Raw genomic sequence first — 23,942 nt, forward strand, 5'->3', positions numbered from 1 at the left:
CTAAATACTTATGATTGAACTGAAAAATAACCCTGCTGGGAATTTCTTCTTATTGGCAGGTCCTTGTGTTATCGAAGGGGAAGAGATGGCGATGCGGATTGCCGAACGTGTTGTGACCATCACCGAGAAATTACAAATTCCCTATGTATTTAAAGGTTCTTACCGTAAAGCTAATCGTTCGCGTCTGGACTCATTTATGGGTATAGGCGATGAAAAAGCATTGAAGGTACTGGAGAAAGTACACAACACTTTCGGAGTACCTACTGTTACTGACATCCATTCTGCAGAAGAAGCTGTAATGGCTGCCGAATACGTGGATGTACTGCAAATACCGGCATTTCTTTGCCGGCAAACAGACATCCTGATAGCTGCCGCAAAGACGGGAAAAGTAGTTAATATCAAGAAAGGGCAATTCCTCTCTCCTTTCGCCATGCGTTTTGCAGCGGAAAAGGTGGTAGAAGCAGGAAATAAGGAAGTCATGATTACTGAACGCGGGACTACTTTCGGGTATCAGGACCTGGTTGTAGATTACCGTGGCATACCTGAAATGCAAACTTTCGGATACCCGGTCGTTCTGGACGTCACTCATTCTTTGCAACAACCCAATCAAACAAGCGGAGTGACAGGCGGCATGCCTCAACTCATTGAAACAGTAGCCAAAGCCGGCATTGCCGTAGGTGTTGACGGATTATTTATAGAAACACATGAACATCCTGAAGTTGCCAAGAGCGATGGTGCCAATATGTTGAAGCTGGACCTGCTGGAAGGATTATTGACGAAGCTGGTACGTATTCGTGAGGCGATAAAAGAATGATTTGCAGACTATCTGTCATTCTGAGCGTAGTCGAAGAATCTCTTCCCCTACTGTATAGCGCAGCCTTATGCCAAGAGAGTAGATCCTTCGACTACGCTCAGGATGACAGATAGTACTGCTTATCACTAATCACTAAACGCTAATCACTTTTACTCCTTTCTGCACAGTCTTCTCCAAAAATCTTTCCCTTCCTCTGTGATTTCCTTCCACTCCCTCCGACAAATAGAGCAAGAAACAATTTTAATCTACATCAATATGAAACATTTATTTCGCAGTTTACTGGTTGTAGCATTAGTGTTATGCGCCAGTTTCCAACAAGCGGTAGCACAACAAATGCAGTTCCCGCCCCTCCCCGTTGACAAGAATGTCCGTATCGGTCATTTGGACAACGGCCTGACTTATTACATCCGTCACAACAAATTACCCGAAAACCGGGCGGAGTTCTATATCGCCCAGAAAGTAGGCTCCATCCTCGAAGAGCCGCAACAACGTGGACTTGCCCACTTCCTGGAACACATGGCCTTCAATGGCACAAAAAACTTTCCCGGTGATGACAAAGGTCTTGGCATCATCCCTTGGTGTGAGACTGTAGGTATCAAGTTCGGTACAAACCTGAACGCTTATACCAGCGTCGACGAAACTGTTTACAACATCAGTAACGCTCCTATCGACCGTCCCAATGTACTGGATTCCTGTTTACTTATCCTGCACGACTGGTCCAACTTCATCTTGTTGAAAGATGACGAAATCGATAAGGAACGTGGTGTTATCCGCGAAGAATGGCGTAGTCGTAACAGCGGCATGTTGCGCGTTTACACCGATCTGTCTCCTGTTATTTATCCGGGTGACAAGTATGCAGACTGCATGCCTATCGGTTCCATTGATGTAATCAACAACTTCCCTTATAAGGATATCCGCGATTACTATCACAAATGGTATCGTCCCGACTTGCAAGGTATCGTTATCGTAGGTGATATCGATGTAGATGCCGTAGAAGCCAAACTGAAAGCAGTATTCGCTGATGTGAAAAAACCGGAAAATCCGGCAGAACGTACTTATTTCCCTGTGGCAGACAATAAAGAACCTATCGTAGCCATCGGTACGGATAAAGAGGTGGACGATCCGTCTATCGAACTCTATTTCAAACAGGATGCAACACCTGATTCTGAAAAGAATAATGTAGGTTATCTGGCTTCCCAATATATGGTAAACATGATTACCAGCATGCTGAATGCCCGCCTGAGTGAAATTACCCAGAGCGCTAACCCGCCATTTAACCGTGCAGCCAGCACTTACGGTAATTTCTTCCTGTCTAAAACAAAAGAAGCTCTCAATATTTACGCTTCAAGCAAGGCTGACGGCATTGAAGGAGCTATGAAAACCTTATTACAAGAAACAGAACGTGCACGTCGTTTCGGCTTCACCGATTCAGAATATACCCGTGCACGCGCCAACTATCTGCAACGTTTGGAGTCTGCTTATAACGAACGTGAGAAAACCAAACACGGTTCTTATGTACGCGAATATGTACGTAACTTCCTGGACGCAGAACCTATTCCGGGCATCGAAACAGAATATGCCATGATGAATCAACTGGCTCCGAACATCCCTGTACAAGCCATAAATATGGTAATACAGCAACTCGTTCCAGACAGCAACCAGGTGGTTATTATCGCCGGTCCTGAAAAAGAAGGATTGAAATACCCGACAAAAGAAGAAGTTGTCGCTTTGCTGAAAGGCATGAAGAATCTCGACCTGCAAGCATATGTAGATAAGGTATCTGACGAACCTCTGATGAAAGAAGCGCCGAAAGGTGGTAAAATCGTTTCAGAGAAAGAAGGTGAAATTTATGGCAGCACAAAACTCGTCCTCTCTAACGGTGTAACGGTTTACATCAAAAAGACCGACTTTAAAGCTGACGAAATTCGCATGAAGGGTACTAGTCTGGGTGGTAAATCCATTTTCCCCGACAAAGATGCGCTCAACTTCGCAGTTATGGACAATGTGGTTGCCGCAGGTGGTCTGGGCAATTTCAGCAAAGTAGACCTGACAAAAGTATTGGCTGGTAAGAAAGTATCTGTTCAGGCCGGTCTGGGTGCAACAACTGAAAACGTATTCGGAACCTGCTCTCCGAAAGACTTCGAGACCATGATGCAGTTGACATATCTCACATTCACGGCTCCGCGTAAGGATATGGAAGCATTCGAATCTTACAAAAGCCGCACGAAAGCACAGTTGGAAAGTGCACAAGCAAATCCGCTTTCTTCCATTGGAGACTCTTTACAGAGAGCTATGTATGGCAACCATCCGCGCTTAGTATTGCTCAAACCGGAAATGGTAGATCAAATCAATTATGACCGCGTTCTGGAAATGTACAACGACCGTTTCAAAGATGCCAGCGACTTTACATTCTACTTTGTCGGTAACATCGACCTGGAAACAGCCAAACCGCTGATTGCAGAATATCTGGGTGCACTGCCTGCCATCAACCGCAAGGAGACCTTTAAAGATACCAAGATGGATATCCGTAAGGGTGTATATAAGAATGAATTTGCTAAGGAACAACAAACTCCTACAGCAACCATCGTATTCCTGTATAGCGGAAAAGCTCCTTATACATTGAAAAACAACATCCTGTTGAGCTGTATGACTCAGGTTCTCGATATGGTTTATACCGAAGAGGTACGTGAGAAAGAAGGTGGTACATACGGCGTGAACTGTATAGGCAATTTACAGAAGTATCCGAAAGAACAACTGCTGATGCAGATCATCTTCCAGACCGATCCGGAAAAGAAAGACAAACTGGCTGGTATTGTAGTAGACGAATTGAAGAAACTGGCAGCCGAAGGTCCTTCCGAGGTACATCTGCAGAAAGTAAAAGAGTATCTGTTGAAGAAGTATGCCGACAACCAAAAGGAAAACGCATACTGGCTGAACAACCTGAATGATTACTTCTTCTATGGTATGGATATGACTAAAGACTATACAGACCTTGTAAATGGTATCACTGCCAAAGAACTCCAGAAGTTCGCAGCAGACTTACTGAAACAAGGAAACGAAATTGAAGTAACAATGACGGTGAATAAGTGATTAGAGTATTAGTGATTAGTGATAAGCAGGCTAGCGCTATAAGCAACTTATCACTAATCACTAATCACTAATAACTAATCACCATCCCTCTCCTACGTTTATCATTAATCACTAATAACTAATCACTAAATAACATGAACTTATTTCTCGAACTGCGCAAGCACGGAAAGTTAGCAGAAAAGCGAAATCCGATGTACGAAAAGAGTAAATTCGGAAAGTTCTGGATGTACTTCATGGCTGTGTTCTGGGCAGGTTATCTCATTTTTTTCGGTACAACATTCGCATTTGCGTTTGATGGTGGAGCCACAGAAGCCTATCATGTAATGAACAGCGGACTGATATTTGTACTCGCTTTGGACTTCATCATGCGTTTTCCTTTCCAGAAAACACCAACTCAGGAAGTGAAACCTTACTTGTTGCTGCCCGTAAAGCGAAATCGGCTTATCGACTTTCTGCTGATACGTTCCGGATTGAGCGGATTTAACTTCATCTGGCTGTTCCTGTTCGTTCCATTCGCCATCATCACTATTACCAAATTCTACGGTATTATCGGCGTATTAACGTATTGTATTGGCATTTGGCTACTTATCATATTCAATAATTACTGGTTCTTGTTGTGCCGTACACTTATAGGAGAACGTCTCTGGTGGGTTGCACTTCCTCTGGTGGTATATGGTGGAATTGCTGCTGCTTTATTCATTCCGGATAATAGTCCGGTCTTCGACTTATTCATAAATTTGGGAGAAGGCTTTATCACAGGAAACTTACTGGCATTCATCGGAGTAATCGCTGCCATCGCCTTGATATGGTTCATCAACCGAACGATGATGCGCGGATTGATTTACAATGAGCTCAATAAAGTAGAAGACACTAAAGTCAAGCACGTGTCCGAATACAAGTTCCTGGACCGCTATGGTGAAGTAGGCGAATACATGCGCCTAGAGCTAAAACTACTGTTACGAAACAAGGTTTGCAAGAACTCTCTGCGTACCGTTATCCTTGTAGTGGTTGCTTTCAGTCTAGTGCTTAGTTTTACCGAAGTATATGACGGCACGGGTATGAAGAACTTTATTGTCATATACAATTTCGTCATTTTCGGTATTCTTTTCTTATCCAGTCTGATGAGCTACGAAGGAAATTACATAGACGGTCTGATGAGCCGCAAGGAGTCTATTTACAATCTACTCCGTGCCAAATATACGGTTTACAGCATTGCCATCCTTGTACCTTTTATCTTGATGATACCTGCTATTGCTACCGGAAAACTGGCTCTGTTGACTTGTATTTCATGGGCTGTGTTTAGTGTAGGATGCATCTATTTCTTCCTGTTCCAGTTAGCTGTATTCAACAACAAAACCGTTGACCTGAATGCCAAAATGAGCAGTCGCCAGAATGTGGGAACCGGATTGCAAAATCTAATTGCCGGTGCCGCTTTCGGTGTACCTCTTATATTGAACTATATTCTGACTACAGTTATAGGCCAGGAAACAACTTCATGGATACTGCTTGCTATAGGAGCCGGTTTTATCCTCACCTCCAACCTATGGTTGAAGAACGTCTACCTGCGTTTCATGAAACGTAGATACAAGAATATGGAAGGGTTCAGAGATAGCAGACAGTAAGAAAATAATGATTAAATAGTAACAATATGATAAACATAAATAATCTCCAAAAAAACTTCGGACAAAAGAAAGCCGTAGATATTGAGAAATATACCATTAATCAGGGTGACATGCTGGGTTTAGTAGGTAACAACGGAGCCGGTAAGACTACCCTTTTCCGTTTGATACTGGACCTTTTGCAGGCAGATCAGGGTAATGTGACCATCAACGACATCGACGTATGCAAAAACGAAGACTGGAAACAATTCACCGGTGCTTTCATTGATGATGGTTTCCTGATCGATTATCTCACTCCGGAAGAGTATTTCTACTTCATCGGTAAGATGTATGGTCTGAAAAAAGAAGAAGTAGACGAGCGGTTGCTTCCGTTTGAACGCTTCATGAATAATGAAGTGATTGGTCAGAAAAAGTTTATCCGTAACTTCTCTGCCGGAAATAAGCAGAAAATCGGTATCATCTCCGCTATGTTGCATCATCCTCAATTACTTATTCTGGACGAACCGTTCAACTTCCTCGATCCGAGTTCACAGTCCATCATCAAGCACTTGCTGAAAAAGTATAATGAAGAGCATCATGCCACGGTAATCATTTCAAGCCACAACCTGAATCATACGGTAGATGTATGTCCCCGTATTGCTCTGTTGGAGAACGGTGTGATTATCCGTGATATCCAGAATGAAAACAATTCGGCAGAGAAAGAGCTTGAAGACTACTTCAATATCAGAGTAGAAGAAGAAATTGAAGAAGAACTGGCGGAAGCAGTGATCGAAGAAACACCTGCTCCAGAAACAATCGTTGAAGAAACCATTGTTGAAGAAACTGTAGTTCAACCGGAAAAGAAAGAAGGACAGGAATGAGGAAATACTTCTTATATATAGTTGCACTTGTCGGACTGACATTTAGTTTAAGTTCTTGTCGTAGCTCGGCGCCGCGCCTCGACTACAAGGCACTGGCTAAAGCTTCTGTCCGCTTAGGAGTAGATATAAATAAGGAAGATAACCATAAGCTGTACATCGCCTCTGCGGAGTGGTTAGGTGTTCCCTACCGCGCAGGCGGTGACAGCAAACAGGGTACCGACTGTTCCGGTCTGGTATCGCAACTCTATACAAGAGTATATAACATCCGTCTGGCCCGAAGTACTAACGACCAGCTTAAAGAAAGCAACAAAGTCTCCCGCCGCAACCTGCGTGAGGGAGACCTAGTCTTTTTCACCAGCCGTGCCTCCAAAAAGAAAGTGGCGCACGTGGGTATCTACCTCAAAAATGGAAAATTCATCCATGCCAGCACCAGCAAAGGAGTAATTGTCAGTGCTCTCAATGAGAAGTACTATACGCAATACTGGCTTTGCGGGGGAAGGGTGAAATGATAGTTTAAACTTCAAAAAGAAAAAAGAATGAAAAAAATTTTAGGTATTCTCCTCTTTATCGGCATTGCGCTGAATGCCAATGCACAATTATTGTGGAAAATCTCCGGCAACGGTCAGGAAAAGCCTTCCTATATTTTGGGTACACACCATTTGGTGCCATTAAGTATCAAAGATAGCATCGCCGGACTGCCACAAGCTATAGACGGAACTGCCCAAGTATATGGAGAAGTTGTCATGTCCGAAGCAATGTCTCCCGAATTCATGCAAACAATGCAGCAGAGCATGATGATAGCAGGAGATACCACTCTTCAGGCTCTTTTCACTCCTGAACAGTATGAGGTAGTAGGCAAGGTAGTAAAAGAAAATATGATGGCTGACATTGCCATGCTGGCAAAATTGAAACCGGCGGCTATCACTCAACAGCTTACCGTGATATTGTGCATGAAACATTTAGGTGGGTTCAATCCGCAAGAGCAACTGGATACTTACTTCCAGCAACAAGCCATACAGAATGGTAAAAAAGTAGGTGGTTTAGAAACTCTTCAATCCCAAATAAACGTACTCTTCAATAGCCAGACTTTGCAACGCCAGGCCAATTTACTCTATTGTCTTGTAAGCGACATTGACAAGGCTATGGACCAGACCAAACGTCTGAATGAAGCATATAAAGCCCAGAAACTGGACGATATGCTGAAGTTGATGGAAGAGCGTGATGGTAACTCTTGTGATCCGCTACCGGGTGAGATGGAAGCTTTGTTAGACAACCGCAACAAAGCATGGATTGAAAAAATGCCCGCCATCATGAAGGATGCTCCTACTCTTTTTGTGGTTGGCGCCGGCCACCTGCCGGGAAACAATGGCGTATTAAACCTGTTGAAACAGGCAGGTTATAGCGTGGAACCTATGAAATAAAACTATAAATTCTCTCTTTACTAACATTTTATAAACACGAAACAATGTAAGATACCGGGTGATTGCAAGTGATTGCAGTCACCCGATTTTATATTAAAAAAGGGTACATCAGGATTCATACCTAACATACCCTCATTCATCATTATATAAGTTTCACTACATATTCATAGCATTGGCTCCCAAAACTCCTAACACCGCCGATGCCACAGCTATTACAATTTTCAAAATCCTATCCCAAACCGTTTTTTTCATACTATCCAATGTTTTAATTACCAATAGACTGCGCAGCCTTTAATTTTTAATTCTTTAATTTTTAATTTCTGAAGCCTCCGGCTTCAGACCCTATCCCAGTGGATCTTCTCCAAGTCCTCCTTCGCCACCGGAGTTTCCTCCGCCACCATTACCCGAATCATCATCGCCAGTAGCATCCTTACCCGTCCATTTCTCAAATTCAACACCTTGCCATAGCGCACGAGTAGTACCCAAAGCTGCCGGACGTGTATATTCGGGAGTAAACATGAAATGCAAAGATGTCACCTGATTCGGAGTTACATCTTTCTCATTATCCACTCCCTTTCCACGTGTTCGTGCCATCACAGTAAATGTTCCCAAACCATCCAGGCGAACAGTACGGCTATTCAGTAATTGCAACCGCATCACCGACACCAAGTTTCTGATTACATTGTGCACATCACCCGGCGTTGCCGAGCACTTCTCAGCCACCATCTCACCCAACTGCTGCAAACTTACAGCCCGTCCTACTTTCTTCAAGGTCAGGTGCCATTGGTTCACACCATCTTTCGTTTTCAACTGCGATTGTCTCGCATAATACAATAAAGGCATAATCTTTCTCCTTTTACTTTTAAATTCAACATCAATTTATTTTTGTGTTGATCAACGATGCAAAGATGAAGATATATCCAGGGATAAACAAAAAAAATAGCCCATGGAGAGCTGTTTTCTGACATTAATATATAATTAGTTGATATTAAAGCTTTTGATGTAAACAAAAATAGTTCTTCATAAACCATATATAGACAAGACTAAGCAATAAAATTACACCCAGCAAGCATATATAACCATAGTTCAGACATCCTATATATCCAATTATTATTATTGCCTGTACCGCCATATAAATCAACGAAACCACAACATGAGGCATCTTCAATTCGTTCGCCATCAACTGATACATATGTTTGCGATGAGATAAACCAATGTTTTCATGAAGCATCAAACGATGGATAATAGTAAGAACACTGTCAACACCATAAACAGACAACAGGATAATCCAGCTGAAATCCTCAGTCTTAATTATAAGTTTACCTATTAAGAAAAGAAGGATAAAAGCAATACTCACAGAACCGACATCACCGGCAAAACACTTTGCTTTTTTACGGAAATTGAAGAAACAAAAGACCAAGACTGAACAAAGAACGGTATTAATCAAAGCTGGTTCAACAAAGGCTACTATTTCTGCATTGGTATAAGTTAATGCACCAAGGATAACCAATGAATAACCACCTGTGATGCCGTTGATGCCATCCATAAAATTATAGGCATTGATGATACCTGTACAGATAATCAAAGCTATGATAATCCACCACCAGGAAAGTGAGAACAAGCCCCACTGGTAAAACATTAAAACCATAGCAGTAAAGTGAAACACCAACCTCAGCCCTTGGGAAGTAGAACGGATATCATCTACAAAACTGATAAAAGTGATTAGAGTTAATGCTAACATAAACCATGGATACTCCCAATGGTTACTCAGGAAATAGGCCAAAGCTCCAAAATAGAATATAATCCCACCACCACGCAAAGTTATCCGTGAATGAGAACTACGCTCATTGGGTTTATCAATGATATTGCACTTATCAGCCACTCTAAAATAAAAAAGTTCTGCTACAAAGAGCAGAACTAATATAATGATATAATACACGATTTACAAGTTATAAGTAGGTTAGAAACTCCGTATTACTCTGTGCTCTCCGCGGTGAAACTGCGGATCGTTTTCATTATTCCATCCGCCGCACGGATAGGCATCCTGTCAATACCAAGAGCAGATTTTATTTTCTCATTACTCACCACGTAATTCTCAGTCAGCTTTCTCAGCCGTTCTGTATTCAAAGGCAGATGAAGCAGCGTACCCAGTCCTGCGCAACTCTCCATCATTTTCCTGTTCATTTTCCAGATGTGAGGCTCCTTACCCATAGCTTCACACATAAGGGCAATCAGTTCATTCGTAGACAAGGCTTCATCATCACCCATGTGATAAATGCCACTCGCTACGTCTTTTGTCAATAAACCTTCCACTACATAGCAAAGATTATCTATAGAAGTAAACGAACGCTTATTCTCAAAATCACCTAAAGGCCAGGGAATACCTTTCTTCACCACATTATAAAGTAAGTTCAGATTACCCTTATTACCAGGACCGTGAATCATACAAGGACGCAAAATATACACCTGCTTATCACGCTGCATAGCAACTTTCAATTCTCCATGCTCACTTCTCAACTTACTAAGAATATATTCTTCAGCTGCAATCTTACTTTCTCCATAAGGACCAACCGGAGTAGGTATCACATCTTCTGTCAGCATATCCCCCACTACACTGTCTGCGGCAGCTTTCACAGAACTGAAAAAGATAAACTTCTTCGCAGAAGATTCTAAAAAGAAATCAAATATCTTCTGTGTCAGCCCTGTATTGATATCAAAATATACCTGAGAAGCAGAGTGATTCTTTGTATCATGCGCTTTGCCTGCCAAATGGATGATAGCATCAAACTTGGGTAAAAACTGCATCGGAAAAGAAGTTGTTTCAATATCTTTCCAAGAAAAAGTTTTCACCACCCCCTCCTTTTCAGGAGCAACAATATCAAGGCCATAAAGGGAATGATGTCCTTTTAAGGCAATAACAAGATTGGAGCCTACAAAACCGTGAATACCTGTAATTAATATATTCATGATTCTCTTATTTTAAACTATCTAATTGTATTATAGGAATAGTATCCCAATTTATCAGTTCATCCGCCTGTTCCACATTATAGAATTCATAGTGGTCCAATAGTCGTTGAAACTTAGTAAACGCACCTTTTATACCTACATAACTTTTAAAATGACGTACGGCAGGTAAGTTCTTCATGACAGGTTGCCCTTCATCAAAATCTCTCGGATGAAAATAAGTCATCATATAATCACTATGTTTTCCCCAACGATTAATCAGCCAATAAGGAAACAACCGAAAGAAACCACCACCGGAAAAAACAATATGCTTACCCATTATCTGATGGATATTTATAGGGAACTCTTTGATAATCCTTCCATCGCCAATATCAATACGCTTCGGAACACCTTCTCCATAACTTGGCATACCACCATAATCATGAGGAGCAGGAAACATCGAGCAATCATATATGAATCCCATTTCAGCTAAACAACGAAGTGCCCAAGTATTATTCTTGGTAATAGAAAAACCCGGAGCACGAAAAGCATTCACTTTCTCTCCCGTTACGTCCTCTATCAAGTGTTTTGCTTTCAATGTATCTGCTTTAAATGCCTTCTCATCAAAACGGAAAGACAACTCATGCTGATAGGAATGACAACCTATATGATGCCCCTGCTTTTGAATAGAACGAATCACATCCGGATGTCTTTCCGCAATCCAGCCAAGACAAAAGAATGTTCCCTTTTGATTCCGTTTCTCCAATTCTGTGAGAATACGGTCTACTCCCTGATATATACGCACTTCATGTTTATCCCAATTGAAATCGCCTGAGATGAAGTCGCAATTATACCAGTCTTCAATGTCGAAGGTTAGTATATTCAAAACAACAATAATTTACCAGATTATTTTACAGAAAATCTCTGAGGAATTTCTTTCACGACCTTAGCAGGCCTACCAGCAGCAACTGTCCACGCAGGAATATCTTTTGTAACCAAAGAACCAGCACCAACTATTGCCCCTTCACCAATAGTAACACCAGGCATAATAAATGATTCCATACCAACTAAACTACCCTTTTTCATATGGATTATACCTAGTTTATAACCAAGCTTCGCATAATCATCTCCAACACAATAATTAGACAGATCTCTTTGATGACATAACAAACGGGTACCGCTAGCTACATGCACATGATCTTCTAATATTATATGATCTGCGTGATTCTCATCTACAATAACATGATCTCCAATAAATACCCCCTTGCCTACCTTACAGCCAAGTCTCCTCAATAGAAAAGGACGTAACATTCTCGGATTTATTGGCTCTAAAATAACCCAATTCATCATACTCAATAAAAGAGCATGATATATGTTTCCAAAAAACTTCCCAATAACTTTAAATAGGCTGATATCACCATATTCTTCTTCTGAATAATTTAACCCTATAAAACGAAGGAAACGGTATGTCAAACTTAATTTTTTCATCATAGTTAATTAAAATCCTCTTTGAGTATTCGACACAGATTATCTATACAGATATCTTTTTGGAATTCTCTTTCAAAATAACAACGACCATTATATCCCAAAGTCTCAAAAGCCTCTTTATCTACTAGTACACTATTTCGAATTATAGCAGCCAAAGCCTCGTAATCTCCCGCAGAAACAGCATAACCACAATTAGCTTCCTTTATCACGTCTGCTCCACCATTACCAATCATTGCTAAAACGGGCCTTCCAGCAGACATATATGCCTGCAAACGTGCAGGAACTACCATTCCCAAATGAGGGAAACCCGATCGTAAAGTAACAAGCAAAGCATCAGCCTTTTTAAAGAATCCCGGCATTGCTTCAAGTGGAAAACGCCCTAATGTAAATGCTACATCACGCAGCTTATTAGCTTCTATAAAATTATCAAGCCATTCCTTTTCACTCCCATTACCTATAAATATCCATTTCAAGTCCTTTATATCTCTTAAAGATAGAATCAACTGAACAACTGCATCTAAATTTTGGGAATGCCCTAAATTTCCAGCAAGTATTATTTTAAAACCATCTGGTAATTGAGGAATAGGATATTCCGAGTCCGCTTTCAATAAATCATCACTCCAATTCGGAAAATACCTTATTTTATCAATAAAATCTCCTTTAGATAAAATAGATTCGGTAAAACGCTTACTACTAATTAAGATTCTGTCACATTGACTATAGATATTTATCACTAATCTATTTACAAACGATAAGATTTTCTTATTTTTAATTCCGCCACCAGACATCATGGCATCAGGCCATATATCTAATACCCATAAGTAAACCGGAACTTTTCTTAGCTTTCGCAGAAGAATAGCAGGATATGCTTGAAATATTGGAGAGACTTCATGTACAATTATTGCATCATAATTTCTCCAAACAAAATAAAAAAGCACATTAAAACACGAAGAAAAGACAAAGCTCAAATAGTTTATCATTAACTTTAACCCACCTCCTTTACCCCGTGGTATTTGAAAGGAACGGTATACATTCACTCCCTTTATATTCTCCCGACGTTTCTTAAAGAGACCATATCCACTATAAATTTTACCTTCCGGATAATTAGGGATACCTACTAATGCATCTACTTCATATCCTCTCTTCACCAACTCAAAAGCAATATCATTACTTTTAAAATTTTCAGGATAAAAATACTGTGTTATTAATAAAACCTTCATTGCTATTCAATAGATATTGAGAACGAACATCCATCTATATTCTTCAATGCCCTTCCATTAAAGAATATTCTTTGCAATACTCTACCACATTTATATATAGGAAATTCTATACTACCAAATTGAAATATAAACGGCCATATATCTTTCTTCTCTTTGAAGATTTCACGCCAATTTATGCCATCATTCGTAATCCATAAATGTGAGTATCTATCTTTATTTATTTTAGATGGCTCTACTGTCGTTGAAAGAAAAGATATATTCCCTAACTGTCCTCCCTTTATGGCAGTTCCTTGTATTTTTACCAATGATTTAATTTGCATAGAATCCCTAGCAAACATTTTGATTTCATTCTGCACATATTGAGAATCTGTAGCAAAAACAACAAAATGTTCATAAAAAAACAACTGACACGAACGATATTCTTGGTTTCCCCTAAATACCTCAACTATTGTCTCAAATTCATCCTCAGTATAGCCAATAATACACTCATTCTTTCTATCTCCTGTGCAAAACCATAACCGATTTGTAAATTCATCCCAAAATAAGCCATGAATATGATTTATATTGCCTTCAGAAAAAGTGTAGGCTATTTTCCAAGTCAAGCCACCATCGATAGATACATATACATGAACAGCTTCTTTTCCAATATTGGCAAAGTATTCACCCCAATAAATATGCCCATTAGGCAACTCACACAAATTTAAAGGTCTAGATCCTCTTGGTATAGAAAACACCTTTCTAAAAACAGAAGAATGATTATTTTTATAGAATATACCTTTCTTTGCAATTACCAAATACCCTCCATTTTTTAGTGAATATAAGCCATTTATCTCAGCACGTAAAAATCTCCGAAGTAAAGAATATTTAGAAAAAAAACTATATTTGTCTATGACACTAGCAAAAAAATCATATTTCTTTTGCAAAAAATCATATTTAAAAATTTGGTAACCTTTAGAACCTAAGAAATAATCATCTGTTACTTCCAGAACTTTTATATCTTTAAACTTTTCAAGAGTTGTCATAATCCTTCTCTACTTTCTCCAAACCATCTTGTTCACTACTCCAGTATAACTCTGAATTAGCTTCACAACTTTAGACGATACATTCTCATCCATATAGTCAGGAACAGGAACGCCATTATCTCCATTATTATTCATTTCAACAGCCGTATCTACAGCCTGCAATAATGACTTTTCATCAATGCCAGCCAATACAAATCCGCCTTTATCTAACGCCTCCGGACGTTCCGTACTTGTACGAATACAAATAGCAGGAAAAGGATAACCCACCGAAGTAAAAAAACTGCTTTCCTCCGGCAAAGTCCCACTATCACTCACTACAGCATATGCATTCATCTGTAGACAATTGTAATCATGAAATCCAAGAGGTTCGTGCTGTATCACACGAGAATCAAGTTTGAATCCACTTGTAATCAACCGATTACGACTACGAGGATGGCAACTATAAAGAATCGGCATATCATACTTTTCTGCCATAGCATTAATGGCATTAAACAAAGAACAAAAATTCCTTTCTGTATCAATATTCTCTTCTCTATGAGCTGACAGCAAAATGTATTTCCCTTTTTGCAAATTCAATCTTCTGTGGATATCTGAAGACTCTATTTCCTGTAGATTCTCATGGAGTACTTCTGCCATAGGCGAACCAGTCACATAAGTACGCTCTTTTGCGACTCCTGAAACATTCAAATATCTGCGAGCATGTTCCGAATAACAAAGATTCATATCGGAGATAATGTCTACAATACGACGGTTAGTTTCTTCTGGCAAACATTCGTCAAAACAACGGTTACCAGCTTCCATGTGAAAAATAGGAATATGCAATCGTTTGGCACTTATTACACTGAGACAAGAATTTGTATCTCCCAGTACTAATACGGCATCAGGCTTCACTTGAAGCATCAGTTTATAACTGGCATTAATAATATTTCCCATTGTGGCGCCCAAGTCATCTCCCACAGCATCCATATACACTTCTGGTGCTTTCAATTTCAAGTCACGAAAAAAAATCCCATTCAAGTTATAATCATAATTCTGTCCTGTATGCGCCAGTATACAATCAAAATATTTACGACATTTATTTATGACAGCCGCCAAACGAATAATTTCTGGACGTGTACCCACAATAATCAAGAGTTTCAGTTTACCATTCTCCTGAAACTCAATATCTGAATAATCTAATTTTATGTTCAATTTATTAAGTATAAATTAGTACAAATAATCATCATCTACCTAAATTTAAATTAGGTAGTTATTCTAGTTAATCTATTAAAACAAATTATAACTGAAGATGTCAGATAAGCGAGAGGTAGATAAAAAACAATTAAAATCTGACATGAGAAAATGATCTCTACTGAGAATATATAAACTTTACTCTGAACGTATTTCTTTCGCTTTAGAACGTTGCTGAAGACCTAAATCTTCACGAATAAATCGAAGTTTTAGAAGTAACTCTTTCATGCCCGCTATATCAAGACGACGAGTGTTATGACTATGATAATCTTCTATTTTAGCAATTTCTTTATTTCCTTCATTAAAAAATTTATCATAGTTCAAATCACGATTATCACAAGGAATACGATAATAATCCCCCATATCTATAGCCTTAGCCATTTCTTCACGAGTAACAAGTGTCTCATAAAGTTTTTCTCCATGACGAGTACCAATAACTTTCACTTCGGTGTCACCATACTTAGGATTAATTTCTGCATAAACTTGCTTTAAAGCTTCTGCAAGTGTTTCAAGAGTAGCTGCTGGAGCTTTTTGGACAAAAAGATCTCCATTCTTCCCATGCATAAATGCATAAATAACTAAATCAACTGCATCATCCAATGTCATCATGAAACGTGTCATATTGGGATCGGTTATAGTTATAGGGTTTCCCTGTTCTATTTGCTCTACCCACAATGGAATCACCGAACCACGACTTGCCATTACATTTCCATAACGTGTACAGCAAATAGTCGTTTGCGCATTTTCCCCCAATTCACGTCCTTTGGCCATCGCAATTTTCTCCATCAGTGCCTTGCTGATGCCCATAGCATTAATAGGATATGCAGCCTTATCTGTTGAAAGCACAACCACATTCTTCACACCATGTTCAATTGCTGATGCAAGCACATTACCAGTGCCTATGACATTGGTCATTGTTGCCTCCATTGGAAAAAATTCACAACTTGGCACTTGTTTTAAAGCAGCAGCAGCAAACACATAATCTACACCACGCATAGCCACATCAACAGAAGCCTTATCACGTACATTACCAATATAAAATTTCACTTTAGGATTTTGTAAAGCATGACGCATATCATCCTGTTTCTTTTCATCTCGTGAAAATATACGTATCTCCTTAATATCTGAATCAAGAAAACGACGTAAAACTGCATTACCGAAAGAACCTGTACCTCCAGTAATTAAAAGAATTTTACCTTTAAAAATAGACATTTCACTATTTATTTACTATTTTACAAATTTCTTCAATCGAATAATCATTATAGAATAAAATATGTTTATTATAAACCTCATATTCTACCGCAAGAGTTGATCTATATGAAATCACGAAATCAACATTCGGAAAAGTATCGTTTTCTATTAAAATATAATTTCTTTTCCTTTGTAATTCTTTATACTTCGAAATATCTTGCGCCCCAGGATGGAGTTTCAAAAAAAGATTCACCTTGTCCAAATTTATTCCATATATTAGATCTCTTTCCTTATCAAACAATCCATAAGCTGGGTATCCAACTATCAACACATTAGATTTATTTTCCACATTATAATTTGTCAGTTGAATCGTTGGAGGTAATATCCTCACAATCGGTTTTGAAAGAATAGTGGCCTTTATTAATAACTTTGCTTCGTTTTTTGACAATGCATATAAAAGAGTTATATTTTTAAGTTTAATAGGCCAATCAGATTCAGGCATTTCAATTCCATGTTGAAAAAGAACTTTTCTTTTTTGAGGTGCATGATCAAAAAGAATTGCCCAACGATCTATTTGATTTGCAAATGATATCTCCACATCATTAGATAACTTTTTTAAAAAGCCAGCTGTTAGGTAGTACTCAAAACAAACATAATTTCTAAATAAATATTTAAATCGCAAAAAAAAGACAGATATTAATATGGTGAATATAGAATACAAGTAGGCCTTAAAGACATCGAACACATTTATACCTTCAAATACATTATGTACATTTTTACCCACAACCTTTTCCATCGATGTAGGAATAAACAATGGATATAGCCAATCGGTAGATGATGAATACAAGCCTGCTATTTCAACTCTTTTCCTTAGAAGAATAGCATATGACAAATACAGTTTATTGGAAATCCTCCTTTTACGAATAATAATAGACAACACTATAAAAGGAAGAAGCAGAATCGTTACAATGATAAGTGATAGTATTGGTTCAATGATAATTGCCAATTTCCAAAAAATGCATTGTGAATACCTATTATTAAATACAAATTGAAAATTCTTGGGAATTCTACTATAAAAGAAATCTAGATTTCTGTTTTTTTTCTTATTAATATAGGCAATTATATTTGCATAGTGGTCAATGTACAATTTTATTGGATGTGAATTAATAAAATCAACTGTTTTTTTGTTTTTTAAAATATTCAACATATTCATTATATATGATTTACTAAATATATATTCGTTTCAACACATTCACAAAAGCAACAATTATTCATTTAAAGTACATTCAAAGTAAATTAAAAATAATTCAACCGCTTGTACTCTATTATAGGATCAAATACAGAATGATAAGGATAATATTGATCAATATACCTCATTGAGGATCCCTCATAAGGAATAAGATAATCGCTTAAGAAAAAATAAGAAATTATGCAAATGACAACTATTGACATCCATTTGGAAAAGCATTTTAATTTAGGAATTTCAAAATCCTTAATAAATGTAGCAAGTATAATCAGATAACTAATATCAAAATAAATCCTAAAACGCCAAATTATAGGGAAAATACTCACTAAAATATTAATTATCAAATATGCAAATCCCATATAGGCTAATGGCATATCTTTTGATCTAAAAAGAAAATATATCAATACAAAAGCTATACACAAACGTCTTATCGAAAAAATAGAAAATTCATCTCTTACTCCCAAATCTTCACTTTGCATATATCCTAAACCAATAGAAGAGATATTCGAATTAACAAATCCAGATTTAAAGAAGTCGCCCAAAAGTATACCTATATCCACCGTAGAGAGAAAATAAATAAATATAATTACCAGACTTAAGGTAATCCACAGTGTGATTTTATTAAATCTCAAAAATTCAACAAGCAATGGAAATATCAATATAAAAGCTGAATTATGAAACATAAACGCAGCACACACACACAATAAATACTTAGCTATTTGTTTATTCTTTAAATAAGAATAACCATATAAAGCAAAACCTAAAGCAAAAGACTGACGCAACAAATTAAAGTTTAATACCAAATAGCTGATAAGTGCATATAGAAATATACAAAAAAACACATTTTTAGTTTCCCTCCTAAAAAACGAAAAAACAGCTATATTTAGGAACATTGCTTGGATTATTTTAAAAAACACAAACTCCCCAGTGAAGAATCTGCACACATACATCAAAAGAATCCAACCTGGCTGTCGTCTATCTTCTCCTCCTTCAAACAAATCGGAAAATCTAAAATTATCGACATCAAACAGTTTATATTCTTTCATATAATGAGGAATATCAGTACCAACTTGAAACTGCAATGCTGATATGGCAATGAACCAAAATAATAAAATATGATACCAAGTATTTTTATACTTTGATTGGTCTAAAATGTCATACCATATCGCGATAAAAAGACAAAAAAGTAGAGAAAAGGTATATAACATTGGCTATCTAACAAAGCTTTTTGTGTACCTGAATAAGTCATTCACCTCGTGTCTGAAAAACAACGCTGCAGCAAACATAGCACCCAACAAAAGAAAATATTTCGTAAGCATATTTCCTACCAATAAGGTTATGATAGCACTAGCAACAATAACTGTCACCGAAAAAAACATATACTTATACGAGTCCACCACATGATAGTGTTTTTCACCAAGGTATGTTTTTAGAATCATAGAGACTATTGCCGCCATTGATGTAGCAATAGCAATTCCAGGAATTCCCATCGGAATACGTAGTAACATACAGAAAAAGAGATTGACAACAACAGAAACAATAAACACTGTTATATTTAAATAAGTTTTCTTCGAGATGCCAATACCCATCCCCGTCGTCTCACCAATAATATAACAAACCGGAGCCAAAATCAAGAAAGGAAAAAACACCTTGGCAGCCCTATACTTCTCACCAAGCAATAAAAAAATAATATCTTGAGAAAGAACAACAAATAAACCAAATAGGGTTAAAACACAAACTAAATAACGATGAACCTTAAAAAATTGACCTGTTTGTGTTTTATAATTTTCATAAGTATAAGGCACCCAAAAAGTATTAAATCCAGCTTGCACAAGTAGTATTATGTTTGCCAATGCTACAGCAGAAGTAAATATGCCGACACTATGATAATCCATGGTATTTTGCATTACAATCTGTGGAATAGAAGAATTAGCCCACATTAAGACAGAAACCGGTATCAGTGGGATGGCAAAAGAAAATATTTCTTTTGTGGCCTCCTTATCATACTTTCTTATTTTCTCAAAACGTTCTTTCTGTATCAATAAAAATACTAACGCAAGAATAAGATGAGATACCGTCAACACTACTAAAGCTGGTTTATAAGAAGAATCCCAAAAACCCACCCCAATATAAAGAACCTTAGAAATCAAAGCCATTAAGATACCTTGTATAGTATACAACTTAATATCTTTCTCCATCCGATATGTCAAGTTCAAGTATCTCAATGTAGCAGTACAAAAAATACTTAAGAAAAATAGCCACAACAGCAAATTGTCTTTCTCCTGAAACATCACTTGAGACAAAAAATCTCTAAATGGTATTGCAAGAATAACAAACAGTAAAATCAAGGAATAAGTCACTGTAAAACAAAATGTGAAAAGATAGCCAACAGTCCTGTTATTAGGCCGCTCATAATAGAATCGTGCATAAGCCTGATCTAATCCTACTAAAATTAAAATTCCCCAAAGATTGGTATATGTATTAAATATATTTATCTTACCTAACACAGAAGGATCAAATAGTCGCGTAGATATAGGTGCAGATAAAAAACTTATAATAAAAGAAACCCAGGTTACAACAGAGAAACCTACAAACTTCTTAACAAATGACTTAGCAGTTTCTGCCATTAGTCCACTATATTTTCTTTAAGAGATCGCGCTATCCTTTCCTCATTATAACGTGCCAAAACAATCTCCCTATTTCGTTGCTTATCTTTAGTGCACAACGGAGTATCCAAGTCTTCTCCTTTCGCTGTCTCTATTGCAAAAATATTAAATCCGCAATCCACAAACCACTTATATAAAGGACTTCTTTCTGACATAAAAACCTTAATACCTAGATAAAGCCCCATAATTATCGTTCCTATAGACTCCTGTCTCCAGGCAGACATTATCATAGAGCGTACTTTAAGAAAAATCTGATTATAAACTTGGAGTGGAAGATAATTTGTAAGTACTTCAACTTTTTGAGGAAAAGAGGAATTATAAGCATTTTCAACTTCACTCACATATTGTTTGCTACCACCATAAGACAAAACAAGAGTAAATCTTAACTCATCTTTCAAATCCATTCTTTTTAGGAAATTCAGTACGTACAAATGATTATTTGAGTAAGAAGCTGAGTTACCTACCATAATCGTATCACCGTCAAAGAAAGGAGTATCTTTCAACTTTCCTAGGACTTCTGATAATGAATAATTAAAAACTTCATAAGAATGGATCTTTCTTGAAGCATACTGTTCTATAAGCGCTGCATCATAATAACAACAATGTTGAATACTATTTATTCGATGAGAAATATATTTAAATTGTTTATTGATTTGAAAGTTAAATTGATACTCATATCCTTTAACTTCAAGAGCCAGTTTAAATAAATATGGCAAATATTTCCTGAAGACTTTATATTTGTCATATCTCACAGGATTTGTATAGTATAACTTAAAACCATTTGGCTCCAAAAATTGATTATATAAATCAGCGCCATACACCTCCCAACAAAGATGAACATCTATTGGTGCTGACTTGATAAAGTCAATCATATCCATTGTTAAATAATGAGCAATGATATGAGTATAGCTAGAGAAATCAAAGACTTTTCCTTCTTTTCCACCTTGATTTCGCAGAATCACTGGACATTCTTTATACTTATGCAAATGTTTGAAATTAGTAGTCAAACTAAATATAACAACATCATTATGATATGGAAAAACATTCTCATATACCCCAAGCATCCTCTCAATCACTTGATGATCTATAATTAAATGAAGTATTTTCATTAATCAATATTTTTAATATAATACCTACAGAACAAATTTATTGTCTTTATGCCAAGCCAAAGTTTTAGAAATACCTTCTGCTAACGCTACAAATCTCACATCTCCTATTATAGATAACAATTTACTTATATCCAATGTAAAATCGACTACATCGTTTTGGTGACAACATGTATATTCCCATCCAAAAGAAGGCAATTGTTTATGAATGGTTTCAACTATATCATTTAAAGAATATACAGACCCAGAGCCAATATTAACAATCTCATTCTTGTAATTCTTACTTATTAAAATGAATAGTATTCTGCAAAAATCTTCAATATAGATATAATCTTTACACCCTGTCCCATCTCCCCATATAGACAGTTTTTCACCTCTCAAAGCTTTTTGTATAGCAATATTTATAACTCCCTGCTTCGTTGAATAATGATATGGACCATATGGATTTGACAACCTGACAATTAGATAATCTAAGTCAAAGAGTCTTTTATAAAGATACATATAATTTTCAACAGCCAATTTGGTTATTCCATATGAAGATATCGGCTTAGCTACCTGATTTTCCGAATGAGCATCTGCCATGTCACCATAGATAGCCCCTCCAGAAGATAAATAGATTATTTTATGTGCCTTATATTTCTTGCACATTTCTAATAATTGAATAGTAGAAATCAAATTTGTTTCTATGTCATATCTATAGTCATTTGATGCAGCAGGAACTGTTGTGGTAACTAAATGCAAAACAACATCAAACTCAGCTTCATTTTTAAATATATTTTCTATGTCCAAAGTAGATGTTATATCGCCAGTATAAACCTTTGAAATAGAATTTATTTTCACTCCCTTAGGATGCTTATTTGTCCTATCAAACACTACAACTTCATACTGTCCAGAAAGATAATCATCAATAAATTTTAAAATATTTGTACCAATAAACCCAAAAGCTCCCAAAATCAATATCCGTATGCGCTCACCATGACTACGTAATCCACCAACAATAGAAAATTCTTGGTTTGGATTGACCACTTGTGAATAAATAGAATTCATTGTTTTACAATTTTATCCGTGAAAAATAGATAGAACTTTTCATTAAATCTCCTTGATAATATGAAATATAAAGTATTCCGTCTTTTACAACTGCGCCAGGATACGCACTATCCATATCTGATGATAATTCAAGCAACATCACTAACTTACCACTAGTTTGATCAACCTTAAATAGAGCTGTGCAATTCATTTTACCATTATAGGCACGCCCAACTGTATAAACGTTATCCTTATAAGTAAATAGTTTAGGACATCCGATCCGCATACCTCCATCTTTCCATTGCCATTGATCACCATCATTACTTATTCCCACATAAGCATTCTGTTTTCGTCGTACAACGGAGAATAATTTATCCCCCAACTTCACCACCGATGCCTCTGTCGGAGAATTATCAATTACAGGTTTATCTACAAGTTTATAGTTAATACCATTAGAAGATTTTACAAAAGCAAAATAAGGTGCATAAATATAACCATAAGCTATTCCATCTATCCATGACACATCCCATAACCAATTCCAATCCATATTAGGTTTAAAACTTATAGGGATCAACTCTGTACGTGATTTATTGGAAGAGAAAAAGCTGACACATGATTTTCTTAAAACAGCCACTTTATTCTCATATTTTACTTCTTCTACCAACAGCATAGCTTTTCCTTCCGGCGTTACTGTAAGTTTTGGATCCCGTAAATCTATACCATCTACACTATACGTTAAAAAAGGCTGCCAACGTTTCCCGTTTTTTGAATGCAAAATTCTAATAATCCCAACATCTTCTCCGCTAGGATCATAATGTTTTTTTGCCTCCCGAAATGCACAATAAAAGCGTCCTTTATAATTAATCAATGATGTAAATGAAGCATAGGGTTTTCCCGTATATATTTTTTTTGTGGAAATTATGTATGGGGAAGAATCTTTCCCAGCACTAATACTCTCAGAATTCAAAACAATCATCAATAACAAAAGGAATCTTACCAT

22 protein-coding genes are annotated in these 23,942 nt (G+C 37.2%); 6 read left to right on the top strand and 16 right to left on the bottom strand.

All coding sequences use genetic code 11. The annotated features are described in order from the left end of the window. Positions 1 to 10: 10 nt before the first annotated feature. The 6 genes from kdsA (at position 11) to HMPREF9447_RS07260 (ending at position 7,804) form a co-directional block, all read left to right on the top strand. On the top strand, positions 11 to 814 hold the full coding sequence (gene kdsA / locus HMPREF9447_RS07235) for a 3-deoxy-8-phosphooctulonate synthase (RefSeq protein WP_009129051.1): 804 nt from the start codon (positions 11 to 13) through the stop codon (positions 812 to 814). A 255-nt stretch (positions 815 to 1,069) separates the two neighbouring features. Then, entirely contained in the window at positions 1,070 to 3,904 is a 2,835-nt protein-coding gene (locus HMPREF9447_RS07240; RefSeq protein WP_009129052.1) for a M16 family metallopeptidase, read from the top strand. A gap of 134 nt (positions 3,905 to 4,038) precedes the next feature. Beyond that, positions 4,039 to 5,526 (top strand): DUF5687 family protein, encoded by a 1,488-nt coding sequence (locus HMPREF9447_RS07245; RefSeq protein WP_009129053.1) that lies wholly within the window; start codon positions 4,039 to 4,041, stop codon positions 5,524 to 5,526. A gap of 26 nt (positions 5,527 to 5,552) precedes the next feature. Further along, positions 5,553 to 6,383 (top strand): ABC transporter ATP-binding protein, encoded by an 831-nt coding sequence (locus tag HMPREF9447_RS07250; protein ID WP_009129054.1) that lies wholly within the window; start codon positions 5,553 to 5,555, stop codon positions 6,381 to 6,383. Beyond that, positions 6,380 to 6,892 carry a C40 family peptidase gene (locus HMPREF9447_RS07255; RefSeq protein ID WP_009129055.1) on the top strand — a complete coding sequence of 171 codons (513 nt, stop codon included), beginning with the start codon at positions 6,380 to 6,382 and terminating at the stop codon, positions 6,890 to 6,892. Before HMPREF9447_RS07250 ends, HMPREF9447_RS07255 begins: the two co-directional genes overlap by 4 nt. A gap of 27 nt (positions 6,893 to 6,919) precedes the next feature. Continuing rightward, positions 6,920 to 7,804, top strand: coding sequence for a TraB/GumN family protein (locus HMPREF9447_RS07260; protein WP_009129056.1), 885 nt, complete (start codon positions 6,920 to 6,922; stop codon positions 7,802 to 7,804). A 156-nt stretch (positions 7,805 to 7,960) separates the two neighbouring features. On the opposite strand, the gene HMPREF9447_RS28410 is transcribed toward HMPREF9447_RS07260, so the two are convergent. From HMPREF9447_RS28410 to HMPREF9447_RS07335, 16 genes are all read right to left on the bottom strand, one after another. Continuing rightward, complete coding sequence (locus tag HMPREF9447_RS28410; protein ID WP_009129057.1) at positions 7,961 to 8,056, bottom strand: smalltalk protein; 96 nt, start codon at positions 8,054 to 8,056, stop codon at positions 7,961 to 7,963. Positions 8,057 to 8,146: 90 nt separating this feature from the next. Beyond that, the gene (locus tag HMPREF9447_RS07265) at positions 8,147 to 8,647 is read right to left on the bottom strand and encodes an HU family DNA-binding protein (protein WP_009129058.1); all 501 of its coding nucleotides are present in this window, start codon (positions 8,645 to 8,647) and stop codon (positions 8,147 to 8,149) included. 145 nt (positions 8,648 to 8,792) lie between these two features. Further along, on the bottom strand, positions 8,793 to 9,743 hold the full coding sequence (locus tag HMPREF9447_RS07270) for an MraY family glycosyltransferase (RefSeq protein WP_009129059.1): 951 nt from the start codon (positions 9,741 to 9,743) through the stop codon (positions 8,793 to 8,795). A 35-nt stretch (positions 9,744 to 9,778) separates the two neighbouring features. Beyond that, positions 9,779 to 10,771 carry an NAD-dependent epimerase/dehydratase family protein gene (locus tag HMPREF9447_RS07275; RefSeq protein ID WP_009129060.1) on the bottom strand — a complete coding sequence of 331 codons (993 nt, stop codon included), beginning with the start codon at positions 10,769 to 10,771 and terminating at the stop codon, positions 9,779 to 9,781. 7 nt (positions 10,772 to 10,778) lie between these two features. Continuing rightward, the gene (locus HMPREF9447_RS07280; RefSeq protein ID WP_009129061.1) at positions 10,779 to 11,633 is read right to left on the bottom strand and encodes a polysaccharide deacetylase family protein; all 855 of its coding nucleotides are present in this window, start codon (positions 11,631 to 11,633) and stop codon (positions 10,779 to 10,781) included. A gap of 20 nt (positions 11,634 to 11,653) precedes the next feature. Continuing rightward, positions 11,654 to 12,238, bottom strand: a complete 585-nt coding sequence (locus HMPREF9447_RS07285) for an acyltransferase (RefSeq protein WP_009129062.1) — start codon at positions 12,236 to 12,238, stop codon at positions 11,654 to 11,656. Between the two features lie 2 nt (positions 12,239 to 12,240). After that, complete coding sequence (locus HMPREF9447_RS07290; protein ID WP_009129063.1) at positions 12,241 to 13,455, bottom strand: glycosyltransferase family 4 protein; 1,215 nt, start codon at positions 13,453 to 13,455, stop codon at positions 12,241 to 12,243. Between the two features lie 2 nt (positions 13,456 to 13,457). Continuing rightward, positions 13,458 to 14,477 carry a hypothetical protein gene (locus HMPREF9447_RS07295; protein ID WP_009129064.1) on the bottom strand — a complete coding sequence of 340 codons (1,020 nt, stop codon included), beginning with the start codon at positions 14,475 to 14,477 and terminating at the stop codon, positions 13,458 to 13,460. Positions 14,478 to 14,486: 9 nt separating this feature from the next. After that, positions 14,487 to 15,668: a non-hydrolyzing UDP-N-acetylglucosamine 2-epimerase gene (gene wecB, locus HMPREF9447_RS07300; RefSeq protein ID WP_009129065.1), complete on the bottom strand. Its 1,182-nt coding sequence runs from the start codon at positions 15,666 to 15,668 to the stop codon at positions 14,487 to 14,489. Between the two features lie 177 nt (positions 15,669 to 15,845). Then, the gene (locus tag HMPREF9447_RS07305) at positions 15,846 to 16,919 is read right to left on the bottom strand and encodes a polysaccharide biosynthesis protein (protein WP_009129066.1); all 1,074 of its coding nucleotides are present in this window, start codon (positions 16,917 to 16,919) and stop codon (positions 15,846 to 15,848) included. Positions 16,920 to 16,923: 4 nt separating this feature from the next. Then, positions 16,924 to 18,105, bottom strand: a complete 1,182-nt coding sequence (locus HMPREF9447_RS07310) for a hypothetical protein (protein ID WP_009129067.1) — start codon at positions 18,103 to 18,105, stop codon at positions 16,924 to 16,926. Between the two features lie 89 nt (positions 18,106 to 18,194). Beyond that, positions 18,195 to 19,352 carry an EpsG family protein gene (locus HMPREF9447_RS07315; RefSeq protein WP_009129068.1) on the bottom strand — a complete coding sequence of 386 codons (1,158 nt, stop codon included), beginning with the start codon at positions 19,350 to 19,352 and terminating at the stop codon, positions 18,195 to 18,197. A 3-nt stretch (positions 19,353 to 19,355) separates the two neighbouring features. Then, positions 19,356 to 20,771, bottom strand: coding sequence for a lipopolysaccharide biosynthesis protein (locus tag HMPREF9447_RS07320; protein WP_009129069.1), 1,416 nt, complete (start codon positions 20,769 to 20,771; stop codon positions 19,356 to 19,358). After that, positions 20,771 to 21,919, bottom strand: a complete 1,149-nt coding sequence (locus HMPREF9447_RS07325) for a TDP-N-acetylfucosamine:lipid II N-acetylfucosaminyltransferase (protein ID WP_009129070.1) — start codon at positions 21,917 to 21,919, stop codon at positions 20,771 to 20,773. The genes HMPREF9447_RS07320 and HMPREF9447_RS07325 overlap by 1 nt, the downstream gene beginning before the upstream one ends. 24 nt (positions 21,920 to 21,943) lie before the next feature. Further along, positions 21,944 to 22,963: an NAD-dependent epimerase/dehydratase family protein gene (locus tag HMPREF9447_RS07330; protein WP_009129071.1), complete on the bottom strand. Its 1,020-nt coding sequence runs from the start codon at positions 22,961 to 22,963 to the stop codon at positions 21,944 to 21,946. A gap of 4 nt (positions 22,964 to 22,967) precedes the next feature. Then, on the bottom strand, positions 22,968 to 23,942 hold the full coding sequence (locus HMPREF9447_RS07335; RefSeq protein WP_244267585.1) for a hypothetical protein: 975 nt from the start codon (positions 23,940 to 23,942) through the stop codon (positions 22,968 to 22,970).

Source organism: Bacteroides oleiciplenus YIT 12058 (assembly GCF_000315485.1).
Lineage (GTDB): Bacteria > Bacteroidota > Bacteroidia > Bacteroidales > Bacteroidaceae > Bacteroides > Bacteroides oleiciplenus.